The sequence below is a fragment of the Spelaeicoccus albus genome (assembly GCF_013409065.1).
Lineage (GTDB): Bacteria > Actinomycetota > Actinomycetes > Actinomycetales > Brevibacteriaceae > Spelaeicoccus > Spelaeicoccus albus.
The window spans coordinates 3324119-3338350 of sequence record NZ_JACBZP010000001.1 but is presented as its reverse complement, the minus strand read 5'-3'; the positions used below and the strand labels follow the sequence as shown (position 1 = coordinate 3338350).

General features: G+C 57.9%; 11 protein-coding genes. 7 read left to right on the top strand and 4 right to left on the bottom strand.

Annotation, left to right across the window (positions count from 1 at the left end; translation table 11 throughout):
* Positions 1-109: 109 nt before the first annotated feature.
* From BJY26_RS15485 to BJY26_RS15475, 3 genes are read right to left on the bottom strand one after another with little or no spacing between them, the layout of a single operon-like run.
* Positions 110-1150: a phosphotriesterase family protein gene (locus BJY26_RS15485; protein ID WP_269151100.1), complete on the bottom strand. Its 1041-nt coding sequence runs from the start codon at positions 1148-1150 to the stop codon at positions 110-112.
* A complete protein-coding gene (locus tag BJY26_RS15480) occupies positions 1147-2199 on the bottom strand; it encodes a DMT family transporter (protein WP_179429095.1) in 1053 nt (350 codons plus the stop codon). The genes BJY26_RS15485 and BJY26_RS15480 overlap by 4 nt, the downstream gene beginning before the upstream one ends.
* A 27-nt stretch (positions 2200-2226) precedes the next feature.
* On the bottom strand, positions 2227-2985 hold the full coding sequence (locus BJY26_RS15475) for a glutamine amidotransferase (protein ID WP_179429094.1): 759 nt from the start codon (positions 2983-2985) through the stop codon (positions 2227-2229).
* Between BJY26_RS15475 and BJY26_RS15470 the strand changes: the two genes are divergently transcribed.
* Together BJY26_RS15470 and BJY26_RS15465 are read left to right on the top strand one after the other, a co-directional pair.
* Positions 2986-4113: a LacI family DNA-binding transcriptional regulator gene (locus BJY26_RS15470; protein WP_244954207.1), complete on the top strand. Its 1128-nt coding sequence runs from the start codon at positions 2986-2988 to the stop codon at positions 4111-4113. It abuts the gene before it with no gap.
* Between the two features lie 2 nt (positions 4114-4115).
* Positions 4116-5201: a M20 family metallopeptidase gene (locus BJY26_RS15465; protein ID WP_179429092.1), complete on the top strand. Its 1086-nt coding sequence runs from the start codon at positions 4116-4118 to the stop codon at positions 5199-5201.
* Between the two features lie 479 nt (positions 5202-5680).
* Here BJY26_RS15465 and BJY26_RS15460 read toward each other — a convergent pair whose 3' ends face one another.
* The gene (locus BJY26_RS15460) at positions 5681-6829 is read right to left on the bottom strand and encodes a C45 family autoproteolytic acyltransferase/hydrolase (protein WP_179429091.1); all 1149 of its coding nucleotides are present in this window, start codon (positions 6827-6829) and stop codon (positions 5681-5683) included.
* 157 nt (positions 6830-6986) lie between these two features.
* Between BJY26_RS15460 and BJY26_RS15455 the strand changes: the two genes are divergently transcribed.
* From BJY26_RS15455 to BJY26_RS19625, 5 genes are all read left to right on the top strand, one after another.
* On the top strand, positions 6987-8408 hold the full coding sequence (locus BJY26_RS15455; RefSeq protein WP_237248771.1) for an amino acid permease: 1422 nt from the start codon (positions 6987-6989) through the stop codon (positions 8406-8408).
* 71 nt (positions 8409-8479) lie between these two features.
* Positions 8480-9739: a pyridoxal phosphate-dependent aminotransferase gene (locus tag BJY26_RS15450; protein WP_179429089.1), complete on the top strand. Its 1260-nt coding sequence runs from the start codon at positions 8480-8482 to the stop codon at positions 9737-9739.
* 75 nt (positions 9740-9814) lie between these two features.
* Positions 9815-10708 (top strand): MurR/RpiR family transcriptional regulator, encoded by an 894-nt coding sequence (locus tag BJY26_RS15445; protein WP_179429088.1) that lies wholly within the window; start codon positions 9815-9817, stop codon positions 10706-10708.
* Positions 10709-11866: 1158 nt separating this feature from the next.
* Complete coding sequence (locus BJY26_RS15440; protein WP_179429087.1) at positions 11867-12211, top strand: hypothetical protein; 345 nt, start codon at positions 11867-11869, stop codon at positions 12209-12211.
* Positions 12212-13876: 1665 nt separating this feature from the next.
* A complete protein-coding gene (locus BJY26_RS19625; protein ID WP_342354678.1) occupies positions 13877-14170 on the top strand; it encodes a helix-turn-helix transcriptional regulator in 294 nt (97 codons plus the stop codon).
* The last annotated feature ends 62 nt before the right edge of the window (positions 14171-14232 follow it).

Below are 14232 nucleotides of genomic sequence, written 5' to 3'. Positions count from 1 at the left end.
GCGGACCGCGTCAGTCTACATTTAGGTAGTGGCGGGCCGCTCGCAGAGCCACTGGAGATCGAACTTTGGTAAGGCGTGAGCGTACGACTTCAACTGCGGGCGGTGTTCGTCAATGGCCGGTGAGCATCCTGGCCGGGTTTTCGGTCACCAACTTCTTTACGATTGCATCGTTGACCCCTGCTGCTGCCAAAAGCTCGAGGAACACCGTGGGGACGAAGCTGAAGCCATTGCCGCCATTGACTGACCACATCTGCTTCAAAAACAAGTCATGCGAGAGAAGTAGCTGACCGTCGAACCCCGCTTCGATGAGCCCCGCAACAGCGTGGGCAGTTTGATTGACCGTCGGCGACACTCCCTCGTGGGGGAATGTGACGTCGAGACCAATCATGTCGAACTCAAGCCACACCCCGCGGTTCAGCAGCCGGCGCTGATAGTCGACGTCGTGACCGGACGGGTCAGAATGAGCCAGCGATACTTTCGCGGGGTCGACTCCGGCTTCGTCGATGACGATTTTGAGAACCTGGTCGCCACGACGCTGCCAGCCAGGCATGTGAATATTGAGCGCGGCGTGTGGGTTGTTGGTTTGCGCTAGTGCAGCGCCACGTAACGCCCGGCGTTCTTGATCGGTGAATTCGGGAGATACACCGACTTCCCCGATGAGGCCGGCCTTGATTCCCGTATCGTCCACGCCAATATTGAGATCGTCGTCGATACGTTGGGCTATTTCGTCGGCGCTCAAGTCGGCACCGGCGGCTTCGAATACCTCCAAGTATGGCGCCGTGGACATGATGACGTTGAGTCCCGTCTTCTGAGCTGCTTCGAGGAGCCGCCAAGGGTTCCGACCGATGCCGGCGCTTCCTGTGGCGTCGACAATTGTTCCGCCGCCAATTTTGGCAAACGCGTTGAGCTCGCGGACCACATCCGTCACCGGCTTGTCCCTGAGGTTATCGGCGCAGCAGTAGGGGTCTTGACGAAGCGCCCAAACGTTCTCCGGGGACACGGTCGCTTGTGTCAGAGACTGGGAGAAGCCATAGGCGGGATCGTCAATTCGTGCCGTGAGGTCGTTGAATAGGTGCTCGTGTGGAAGGATGACGCCCAGCTGGTCGAACGCAGCTGGTCCAGTCACTGTTTGTACGGTTTCCATGTTCATTGTGCTCGCCCTACCGGCGTCTTTGGAATTTTTCGTGACGGCGTCATGGCGATCCCAGCCGCGATGAGAGCCACGATTGTGCCGACGATGGTGACCATGTGAATTGTTGCGCCGAATGCTGGAATGAGTCCGTCGATGCCAATCGAGCCGACGAGCTGCCCGGCAGTTGACGCCAGTCCCAAGAGGAGCAGTCCGAGTCCACGAACTAGGAGTGCCATCAAGGCGATGGAAAGCAGCCCGAGCGGGCCGCCGAGGTATAGCCACCAGACATCTGGGAGGCGGAACTCGACGTTGGATGTGGCGGCACGTAAGAGAAATGCGACGACGAGGAAGACGAAGCCGATAAGGAAGTTCCAAGTAATCGATACCAGCATCGAATCGGAGATTCGGCCGACTTCCGAATTGCCAGCTGGCTGCCATCCCGCAAGAAGTCCAGCGATGAACGGAAGAATGGCTAGGGCCAATACGTGCGGAGTCTCGTATCCGGGTGCCACGACGAGGATCGTAGCGATGATGGCCAGCGCTGCGCCGACAATTCGCGGTGTCGAGAGTAGTTGTTTGAACGCGACGCCGATTCCGAGCCGGTCGCAGAGCACGCCCGAAACGACCATTCCGGAGATTAGCGCGGTTTGAAAGGTTGCGACGCCTAATGCGCCGACAGTGATTCCTTCCGATAAAACGATCACGGCTCCGCAGAGTCCGGCGAAGAAGTTCCACCACGGGATCGTGCCGTTGGCGAGGTGTCGAGGAAGGGCGAGGAATGCTCGGCGGGTTTTCGTCCGCGGCGCGATGATAATGAACATGAGCACGAGGCCGGCCCCGAACGAGACGATTGCTGCGGCGTGGCCGTCGCCGAGGTAGCTGCCCAATTGCCCGTTAACGGCTGACTGCATCGGTCCGAGCATTCCGGCGAAGATCGTCGCCACGGTGAGGAGAACGGTCGCTGTGATTTTTCCGCGGCTGGCATTTCGAGTTAGTTCGCCGACTTCCGGCTGCACTTCGGCAGCGATGTCCTCGTTCGGGACTTTCTCAATTGGCTTGTGCGTCATTGCATGGTCCTTCAGTCGAGAGTGTGTTCAGCTGTCGGTAGATCGGTTCGCGAGCCAGTCCACGGTTCGTGAGAAAATCTGTTTATAACCGGTCCAGGTGGTGAATTCGGACGGCGCCCAGTGCGGTGAAATATCGGATGTGAACGCCAGCGTGCGCCCAGAATCGACCTGTCGAGTAGCGAGAAGAACGTTGCCGTCGATCGTGGCGAGTACTTCGGCGTCGTCACGTGGCTCGACTCGTTGGTAGCCCAGCAGGATCGGCCAGGTGGAGTCGAGACCTTCGGTGATGGGATGCTCGGTCGACGTCACTTGTCCGTGCATTCCTTCGGGAGTTTCCTCGCGGTCATCGAATGGCGAGATTTTCACAGGAAGCACGTCTTCAACGGCGGTGTGATGATAGTTTGCTTTGCCTTGGAACCCCTGGAAACTCAGGTACCCGCCGGCCATCATCAGTCCACCGCCGCTAGTTACCCAGTCGCGCAGGAGTTTCAACCTGTTTGGGAACGGACGCCCGTTGTCGAACGTGTTCGGATGGAGGAGGAGCGAGTTCGCTCCGATATCGGATAAAACGACGACGTCGTAAACGTTGAGCTCATAGGGCGAAGCAGGGAAATGTTCTGCGACATCGTGCGACTTCAGGTGATGCACGGTGTGGCCGCCGTATTCGATCGCAGCGACGAAGTCCCGGCAGCCTATTTGTAGCTGTGTGTGTGGAAAGGCGTCATAGCCCTTGTGATCGACGGTTGCCCCGATCCAAGATTCGCCGGCTAAAAGTACGTGGCTCACATGGAATCCGTTCTACGCAAAATTTGCGTGATTATTGCGTTGAGATTGCGCAAGACTATACTGATCGTGCTGATGCCGGTCAAGACCGGCTGGCGGTACTTAAATTTTTGGCAATGGTGCAGGAGGTTCGGCATGACATTGGCCGACGTCGCGGCAGCGGCGGGTGTATCAACATCAACGGTGTCTCGTTATGTGCGCGGGCAACTTTCCGTCCAAGCCGTCACAGCCAGCCGGATCGACGCGGCATTGAACCACACTGGCTATAAGGCGCCGCTGATTGCGTCGGACACGACGACCGTTGGCCTGATAGTCCCCGAATTGCGTAACCCGTACTACTCGGACCTGGCCGACGAGCTGAGTACTCAAGCTGCAGCGTCGGGGCTGACACTTATCATGTCAGTTTCCGGGTCGACGCCGGTTCGTGAGAGTCTCGCGGCGAGGCATATGGGGGCGATCTCGGGCCTCGCGGGAATCGTATATCTGGGTATGAACCGGCACAACGACGAATTAGCTCAGCTCGTTCGACGCCGCGTCCCAATTGTCGTGGTCGACGAAGACGTGGACACGGCTGCCGACACAATCAGTACCGTCACTGTGGACAACTTCGGCGGAGCCTATCAAGCGACGAACTACCTGATCGCCCAGGGCCACAGCAGGATCGCTCACATCGGCGGGCCACGCGGCGTGCCCACGGCCGAAGCCCGTTTAGGAGGTTTTCGAGCAGCTTTGGCAGACCACGGAATCGACGCATTGGACGACTACATCATCCGTGGTGCCTACAGCGACCAATTTGGCGCAAATGTGTTTCGCCACCTCGCCGGGACAGGCAGTATGCCAACCGCGGTGTTCGCGGCAAGCGACGTCGTCGCATTCGGAATGATCGGAGCCGCGGAACGACACGGCATACGCATTCCGGACGATATGTCGATCATCGGGTGCGACGGCGTACCGATGGGTCAATGGCTGACACCGCAATTGACGACGGTAGCCCAGCCCATCAGCGAAATAGCCCGTACCGCCATTCGCGCATTCAGCGACCTGCGCGAACGCGAAATCAGCCGGCGCGAAGTACTGCCGATGCAATTACGTGTCGGCGCGTCGGTCCGACAGCTTGCGCAGGAGCACTAACAATGGACTTCAAGACGTCAGTCGAATTAGCGCAAGACCTGATCCGGCAAGAGACCACATCGTTGAACGCCGCCGCGCAACGCCGAATACAAGAACAAATCATCGACTACGCCACAACAGGCGACAAGATCGACGTTCGAAGATCATCGGCGGGTGCCGCACATCCATGGGCAGTGCTGCGAACACCGGCACCACGCAGCAACGTGAACTCACTGGCATTTGTCTGCCATGTTGACTGCGTCCCGACCGGCGATATCGAGTCCTGGTCGTTTTCACCATTTGAAACCGGTGCGAATAGCGAATTCGTTCGAGGTCGCGGAAGCGTCGATATGAAGGCGGGCCTCGCCATCGCTGTATCGGCATTCATGCGCGGCAGCCGTACTGGGCGTACCGTCGATTTGATTCTGACAAGCGATGAGGAAGTCGGCAGCCTCGGTGCTCGCGCATGTCTGACAGAACTGGGTGGATTCGACGCGTCGGCAATTATCATCCCGGAAGCGACGAACAACCGAATCGCGTTAGGGCATCGGGGTGCTTTGTGGGCCCGTCTGACTAGCTTTGGCAAAGCTGCTCACGGAAGCATGCCGGACAAAGGTACGAACGCAATTACTCGGCTAATGGCGGCGATTGAGTCCGGAATCGCATCGCAGCCCCTGCCATCCGACGACTACCTCGGCCAGGAAACGATTAACGTCGGCACAATCCACGGCGGCACAGCGACGAATATCGTGCCCGATCGTGCCTTCGCGACGATCGATGCGCGAACTACCGGAGACCACGACCGCTTGCTCCGGGCGTTCGACAGCTGGCCGGGAATCGATGCCGTAGAAACGATCGTCGACCTACCACCCGTAACCAGTGATCCGAACGATACCTGGATCCAATCAATCCCGGCCGCCACGAATTCATTTCCTGTCGCCTACTTCACGGATGGCGCAGTATTTCGCCAAGCGCTTCCTCACTGCCCGATAATCGTGTGTGGCCCCGGAAGTGCCGACCAGATGCATGCCGTCGACGAAACCATGCCACTATCGGAATTACGGGACTGCTACGAGTTATACAACGCTGTCGTCGACTGCTGGACTTAGACGCCGCACGCTGCCATCGGTTCGCGCAGTATTGGAATCACTCTCGACGTCTACACGGCGCAGCATGCCCGGGATGTTTGCGCGTCGGCGTCCCGAAGGCGATCGTCAGTCATTAAGATGATTATCCAGGATCTCGATGTCTAGCTGGAGTTCCGCAATTTCCCGGCCGCACTTTGGTTCCCGCACCGCCCGACGAATCCGAACAAATCGACGTTCGCCACCAGCCGGCCCCGGTCAAAAATCACCAACGGGCCCGGGTGACTAGCGAGTAGCTTGACTGGCCACGTCGTTCGAATTCATCGGAGCCGCCCACCGCCGCTGGCGCACGATCAACGCCCAACACCTCGCCGCTATTGTCCGTACCGGGAACACTAGCCGTCTACACATCCCCGGCCGAGTGCTTGAACTTGAGGCAGCGGTTTACATTGACCGCGATGGCAAAACCTGGCAACGCGGCGGCGTGTGCGACGAGCGCTTTCTCATGTTGGCGAGACGAGTCGTGTCGAGGGATCGCGCTCATAGTAGGGAACGTCAGTGGTGAGGTCGTTAAAGTCTATGCTCTCTCGAGGTCTGTTGTTGCCTTTTATTGCGACTTGTTTATTGGCCAGGTCAATCGCAATTGTGCAAAGAGTCATGAGTGGGTCGTCGCCGGCCGCGGTGCGAAGCACTCCGCCGCTTTCTGGTTTGGTGGTGAGGTGGTCGACGAACCAGTCGAGGTCTGGTTCGTGGCGCGGCGCAGTAATGCGTTGTAGCGTCGCGCCTCGTCTCGTGCTTTCATCGTAGCTGCCAAGCTGTCTGGTGGGCGATGTTGAATCGGCTTCGCATGTATCGCGGTCGATTTCGTGGGGGAGCCGTCGTAGATGGTTTGTGTGCCAGGCGAGAGATCGTGGTGGCACGTCGTGCACGTCTATCTGTTGACCGGCCGCTTCGACGACGACGATTCGGCCTGTGGCTTGTTCCGCGATGGTGTATGTGAATCCGCCCGCGCTTGGGGTTTGACGCAAGTAGTCGACGACAGCGTCAATCGTGGTGCACTGCTGAAGTGCACGCGCGACGAAGTGTCGTCCGGCCGCTACTGCCGGTTTTCGTACTTGGATATGGTTGATTCCCCACGCCAGACCGTGTCCGTTGGCTGCGAATGCGTTAGAGGGGAGGAAGCCCGGATACCACTGGGCGGTAACCGGAGCGTCTCCGTCGATATGCAACGTCACCAACGTCAGATGATCCCGTAAGGCCGGGGCGCCGTCCTCATTATGCGCGATGAACGCTCCTGTCCCGCGCCAGGCCAGGTCGGAGCAGCCAGTGCCATCGGGAACCCCGATGTCTCCTCGAAGGTTCGCCAGCAGGAGGTCTTGATAGCTCACGCCGGAGCCTGTCGCTAGGGCTTCAAGTTCAGCCAGTTCGGAGACGTGGTGCTGCGAAGTTGCTGACACTAGCTGCTCGAGACGTTGTTGACCATCTTGAGTCTCGGCCCATCGGCGGAGACCATCGGTCTCTGGCATGGCTGCCTGAACGCTTCGAATCTCATTTGACATGTGACTTCCGAGTTCGCGAAATACCGTGCGGCGCTCGCCCGTGACATGAATCCAGCGGATGCCTGCAATCTCGTTTTCGTGGACGGTGCGCATCAAGAATCCTCCAGAGCTAACCAGATGTTTGTTCGCTCGCGGAACCATCCTACATAACTAGAAGCAACTCAAGCATTCACACAGACATAAAATGCAAGTACAGTTGCATCGGTACTCGAATACGGACCGATGGTTCCACACTGTCAATGATGAGGTGGTGAACGTAGTGGCTCATACAAGTGCAGGCCGCGGCAAAGGTTTGCGTGGCGCACTCAGTAATCGTCAGATGGGCATGATTGCCCTTGGCGGCGTTATCGGAGCTGGACTATTCGTCGGTAGCGGAAGCGCTATCGCACAAGCAGGCCCCGCAGTTCTCATTGCCTACGGCGCGGTGGGTGTCGTAGTCATTTGCGTGATGCAAATGCTGGCTGAGATGTCCGTCGCAGAGCCGAACACCGGTTCATTTTCCGCCTATGCTCACCGTCATCTCGGACCGTGGGCCGGTTTGAGCGTCGGGTGGCTGTATGCATACCAGTGGTGTGTGACGATTGGATTCGAAGCGGTCGCAGGATCAGCTATCGTCCACGCGTTGCTGCCGCCAATTCCCACGTGGCTAGCCGCGCTCGTGCTGATGTTCGCGCTGATCGGCGTCAACTTCGCTCGGGTGGAGTCGTTTGGAACGTTTGAGTACTGGTTCGCGATGATCAAGGTCGGCGCGATTTTCGCTTTTCTGTTCATCGGACTGGCAGCAATCATTGGTATCTTCCCCGGGTCCGCGGCCCCCGGTCTGGATAATCTCACTCACCAGGGAGGTTTCGTGCCGAACGGATGGGGCTCAGTGCTGGCAGCCGCGCTTGTCGTATTCTTCTCGTTTTTCGGTACGGAAGTCGTGACAATCGCAGCTGGCGAGGCCAAAGACCCCGCACGCTCGATTCGCCGCGGGATGCGAACTGTCTTGTGGCGCATCCTTCTGTTCTATGTCGGCTCCATGATCGTGGTCGTCACACTCATGCCGTGGGACTCGACCGAAATCACCGAAAGCCCTTACGTGGCGGTCCTGCACAGCCTCCACATACCGTTCGGCGGCCTGGTCATGAACTTGATCGTCCTAACGGCTGTGTTTTCCTGCCTGAACTCGGGCATCTACACGTCCTCAAGGATGCTGTTTTCGCTAGCCGAACGTGGCGAAGCCCCCCAGGTGCTTGCCAGAACCGCGAAAAACGGAGTCCCGCTCGCTGCTGTCGTAACAGCATCCAGTATCGGGCTATTTACGATTGTCGCTAACTACTTCTTCCCGACGACCTCTGTTTTTCAATTCCTTCTCGCGTCTTCCGGCGCTGTGGCGGTCCTAGTCTACCTATGCATAATCGTCACGCATTTCCGGTTTCGGCGGACGCTAAGCCGGGAACGACGCAATTCACTCACCGTCAAAATGTGGCTGTTTCCCTACCTTGACGTCGCCGTCTTGGCAGCGACCCTAGCCGTGATCGTAGGAATGGCTTTCACCGACTCGTCCCGTAACGAACTGATTCTGACGCTATGCGTTGCTGCCGTCATCATCGCGGCCGGCGTCGTCCGACAGCGGCGGCTGTCAAAAGCGAAGAATAAGGACAAAGCTAACGCCGAAGAAGTTGTGTAACCTCACGATCATTTACGGATGATCAGCCGATTTCGTACTCAAGTATTTTCTACAATTCATAGGAGCCCAATATGACGATGCACTCTGCAACACTGGCAATGAACGAGGCAATGGAAGCGCGTCGGGCCGCGGGCGAAAACGTGTTACATCTCGGGTTTGGCGAAGCGGGGCTTCCTGTCCCGGAATCGGTCGCTAAAGTTCTCGCCACCGCGGCGCCGCTTAACTCGTACGGTTCCGTTGCAGGGTCTAACGAGGCTCGCAGCGCGGCTGCCGGGTGGTTCAGCCGCCGCGGCCACGAGACGGAAGCGTCGCAGATCATATTTGCACCAGGATCGAAAGCATTATTGTTTGGATTGCTCAGTGTGCTGGACGGGGACCTCGTGCTGCCCTGCCCATCGTGGGTGAGTTACGCCGCTCAAGCGGATCTCGTCGGAAAGGCCGTAATCAATGTACCAATCCCTCAAGAGTCCGGCGGCATACCAGACCCCGCCTTGCTCGAGGCGGCTTTGGAATCGGCAATCCGGGATGGACGCAAGCCGGGAGCTATCCTGTTGACTATTCCGGACAATCCGACTGGCACCGTCGCTGACGCCGGGCATGTCGAGGCAATTTGTCGAACCGCAGCCAAATACGACCTGGCGATCATTTCCGACGAGATCTACGCGGAGCTGAGTTACGATTCCGCAGCCCCAACTCCCTTATCCGTCGCGCCCGATCGCACCATTGTGACGAGTGGATTAAGCAAATCAATGGCACTGGGCGGATGGCGTATCGGCTTTGCGCGCGTTCCGAAAACCGACTGGGGATCGGAACTGATGCAACAACTCATCGGAGTTGGAAGCGAAATCTGGTCGAGTCTTGCCGCCCCGATGCAGGCTGTTGCAGCGCACGTATTGTCCGAACCACTCGACGTTACCGAGCACATCCGCAGGGCGAGGTTCCTCCACTCAACAGTGGGAAATGCCGTATATGCGGAATTTATTGGCGCCGGTGCGCTGTGCAGGCGCCCGACGGCAGGTTTCTATCTGTACCCGGACTTCGAACCAGTGCGACCACGGCTGGCAGTAAAAGGCATACAGACCGGACCGCAACTAGTTCAAAGGCTACTCGATTGCTATGGCGTCGGGGTCCTTGACGGCACAGCCTTCGGCGATGACGAATCTAACTTGAGAGCACGAGTCGCGACGAGCCTGCTCTACGGTTCGACCATCGATGAACGGTGGCGTAGCCTTCATAGCGACGATCCGATTGAATTGCCGTGGATTGCCAAAGAACTTGCATATCTTCACGGCTCCTTGCGAGACCTCGTCAGGGGTACTAACGAGGCCTGACCTTGGCGTCTATCCAAACGGATGTTGGAGAGGGCCGGCACGTGTTTCGCGTTGTCAGCTGGAATAGTTGACAGTATGGAAACACAGTCGGCCCCCACTAGCTACGGAGAATTGCGATCAACGCTCCAGCAGCAACTCCCGCAAATGGCTGCCGGGCAAAAACGTATCGCAACGCTTCTACTGACTGATCCCGAGGGCACAGCTTTTCGCACAATCGCTGAAACAGCAACGCTGGCCGAAGTTCATCAATCTTCCGTCGTTCGATTTGCAACGAGCATCGGGCTTAAGGGCTATCCATCTATAGTCCAGTTGTGTCGCGACTACTTTAACGATCAAGCGCATCTAATTCGCCGGTTCGACCAGAATCAGGGCGAAACCTCGACGTCAGGGCTACTGTCGTCCGTGGTCGATCACGAACAACAAAACCTCTCGCGCACATTCGCTCGACTGGACCGACAGACGTGGGAAGGTGCTGTCGCGCTACTCGCTGAAGGCCCTAATATTCATGTAATGGGGTTGCGAAAATGCCTACCGGTATCGCAGATCCTGACATATTTGCTTCACCTCGTTCGTCCAAACGTGTACCAAGTCGCTCCGATAGTCGGATCGCTCGTCGACCAAATTCGCGATTTCAACACGGACGACATCTTTGTCGGAATCTCAACGCGGCGCTACACGTCAGACACGATCAGCGCATTCCACGAAGCGACAAGCCGTGGCCTTAAGACGATCGCCCTGACCGACAACGCGGCATCGCCGATGGCGGCTACCGCCGATTTTGCTTTTTTCATCGATAGCCAAGGCGTGCACGTACTGCCATCCATCACGGCACTCGTGTCGACAGCCCAGACCCTCGCCACAGCGGTCGCCAGCAGACTCGGCGCAGAAAGCCGATCCGAGCTTGTCCATGACGAGGAACTATTAGAATCGCTAAACGTCTACACCGACAAACAGCCACTCGACCCGTAACCCTTCTGGATGGATCATGCCGGCCAAAACGTCGACTCTGTCTTGCACATTTGACATCGGCACCGGACCCCGAATCTAGCCCCACACCCGAAAGCGATAAATCAACAAAACCAAGCTGCGGCCGCAAGATGACATTCTCAGAGGCGTGGCTGCCTCCTTGGCTACCGCATCGATTCGATTGCGTATATTCCGCGTTTTCATTGAAATACGGTCTGCTTTTGCTCTCAGTAGGAAAAAGGTTCAAGGCGGCGATCCCGCGCCATTGCAGGCAAATAACGGGTTTGCGCACACCGCATAGATTTATGAAAAGCGCCCAAACCAAATTTGTTCAATGTGGGTTCGAGGCTCACCTGAGGCACCTGAGAGCAGTACGCGAGTCTGCTAGTCGGTACGCAGGAGCTTGTGCCGCTCTTGAAACTGAACGAAAGGCACTACGAAAAGCGATTGCGGCAGCTGACGTCAAGCGAAGCAGGCGACGACGGAACGAGCTGGCCCGAGCCGCCGAGCCATACAGTCGGCCAAAAGTATTCGAGGTGCTCGGGATCTCCCAAGTGATGGAAAGCGCCCGCCAGGCGTTAGCGGAGGCACTGGATGGCACTGCGCATGAAGACGAGTACACGCTTCAGCACGAGACTGGGGGTCGCGTGCTGTTCCACCTGCAACGTCAAACGATGCGCGATCCATTCGCTGGCGTGGTGTTGGGTGATGCGATCGTGACGGCAATCGGCAACCGGGGACTACGACTCATATTGGACCCGCCTCCGAAATCGGGGGAAACGCGGGCCGATGCAATTGGCTCGCGAAGCGTGATCGACGCCGAAAATAGTCCGGGTTCCCGGAAAACCCGAATAACGACGCAGAAACACAATGGGTCACCGGAAGGCTGTTCCGTCTGGGCCAGCCTTTGGAGAAAGAGACGTGTGGAGAACTTCGGAGACGGCTGCCGTAAGCCGATCCTTGACGTTCGGTTCCGAAATTGCAGCGTGTGGGTGGCGGCGTTCGAATCCGACCGGGGGAGCCGTACTGGAGGTTCTTATCGGGCGTCTCGTCGTCAGGCCGAGCATGATCGGTTTCCTGATTTACCATGCGGTTCGTGGCCTGAATAGGGGCCAGACCGATTACAATTGCCGTCAACGGCGACTGACTAGGTGACCCTTGATGGAGGATGCGACGAGGCCGCGAGCTTGGCTTGCAAAAAGCGTGCTCATCTTTGTGGCGCTGACGACGATGTTGACGGCGTGCGGCGGCCAAGGCGACGTGACCTTTAGCAACGAAAGCGCGAAAGACGTGACCGTCTCGACCGAGAACGACGAATTCACGGTCTCAGGATACGGCGCGACCGTTATCCTCGATTCCGGGTGTATCCAGGGAGATGTCACCGTCGAGTTCGCATCTGGCCGGAGGGTTGTGGTTCCCGGACCGATATGCCCGGAGAAGCAAGTCCTGATTCAGCATGGCAAGGCCGAGTTGCAACCTGCCGAGACAGACCCCAGCGATCCCTAGTCGCAGCTCTCTGCGGATCCTGCAGCAACCGCGATTGCTAGTCGATCCGGCCGCACTCGAGGTACCGCTCACGGCGACTCGCCGAGAGAGATTTACCAGGCGAGCCGATTGCCGTAAGCGGATCTACGATCGTACGTCTGGAACGGCCCCCTGATTGAAGGGGCGTGTTTTGGCCGAATAGCTGTCAGGCTGCTTCGTCGTTGTCGGTTGGTCAGCCTCGGCCGCCGGGCGGGCCTCCGGTGACGATGCCGAATCCGATAAATGGTGCTGCCAAGACGACGATGGACGCGTTTGGCGCGTAGCGTTGGTGCCGATCCACGAGAAAGTGGCCCCGATGACAAGGACTGTGAGAAGCGGCAATGCTCCGCCAGCGGCACGTAAGATCGATGCCGGTCTCCGTATGCGCACCCTGCTCCGGGGTTTGCTTTTCATCGTGCATTTGTTGAAGCCGAACCGCCGGCCTGCGGGTAGCATCGTCGGTACCGGAGGAAGATGCGATCGATGCAACGGACAGCCGGCGCGATCTTGAATCAGCCACGCTGGGCCAATAGCCGCCAAGCGGAGGATTCGCCGGCCAAGACCCGAACGACGGACTGGTCAAGATCTAGTAGAACCCGGCGAATACCCAACTTGGCCACAGTCGGTAAGAGGGGTCGTCTTAATCTGGACCAACGCCGAGCCGATGACGGGGATGGGGAGGTTCGTCAGTGCTCGCCGGCAGCGGGTAATCGGCATGGTTTGTCGTAGTTTCTCTGATAGGAAGACGGGCGGTGGAACTATTATGCAGAACTCGTTCTGCTCGGGGTCGGCCATCACTGTGCTGAGCCATCCGGTTCGTACTCGGGACCGCGAAGCACGGCCGCACCGAGATTTTGTCATTGGGGCACAATCGCCCCATAGAGGTGACTCACAAGTCAAGGTGCATTCTGCTCTTTCCGGACTTAGGTTCAGGTACGTGCTAGAGGAGCAGCGCGGGGCCGCCTAATGGGGCCTCAATGTGACATACGGAGGGTGAAACTCGCTGCGACTTCGTTGTCCATGTGGTCGTACGGTTCGAAGAGCGATGCCCGACACCAACCTAGCAATGCCACGTGTGAGCACTCGTTTAGACAACGCGTATGTGTCCATCTGTCGCCGCCTCGAATGTGTGGGCGTCATCAGTTCGACAACCATCGCCCATCGCCCTCTTGCGCACCATCGGTCTTCTGGGCCGCCTCGGCTACGAGATGGCGCGTAGCGCGCTGATGTAGTTCCGCGCATACTCTGAATCTGATCGGCGAGGCGCGGACTAAACCTGAAAATCGCCATGTTAACGGCGCAGCGGCCACGAACCACTGATGATGGTCGGCCACATGGTCGCAATATTTCGTCTTCAGGCTTTCACGCTGCTTTTTGCGGTAGAACAGCTAGCCTTGCGTCGTCCCGGCACGCGGAAGTCGATTCTTTCCTCATCAGATTTCACCTGCTATGTTGCACATGTGCATGATTGCATTATTTGCATATCTGCAAGGAAAGAAGGTTGACGTCTAAGGGGTTCGAGCCCACTCGACCGCATCGGTAACGCGTGTCGAATAGCCGACCCGCGGAGCATATCCGGACAACGGCAATAGGGACGGAGAAATCTAGTTCTCCCTCGGGGTCGGCATTGCGGCATTTTGGCGACGATTGGGCGCTCGCGCGGATTGTCGACCGCAAATATGTAAGACCTACGAGGAAGCGAGTCACGCGTTGGCTGACCCGAATTCGACGGACGACTGTGCGCATCACGAGTCGCATGCTGGGCGTATCCGGTTGTACCGGATACGCAGCGGTCTCACGCAGCGACAATTGGCTACACGCGCCGGCGTGAACGAATCGAAGATCCGTCAACTCGAAGACCATAACTACACCGACAACCCGAAGCTATTGGCTCGCGTCGCGAAGATCTTCGACACGTCAGTTCACGACCTCGTCGAGTAGACACGACTGCTCCGGCTGACGACACGCGTCTGTGACGGTCGATAGCCAAGTTCAGCGCGCGA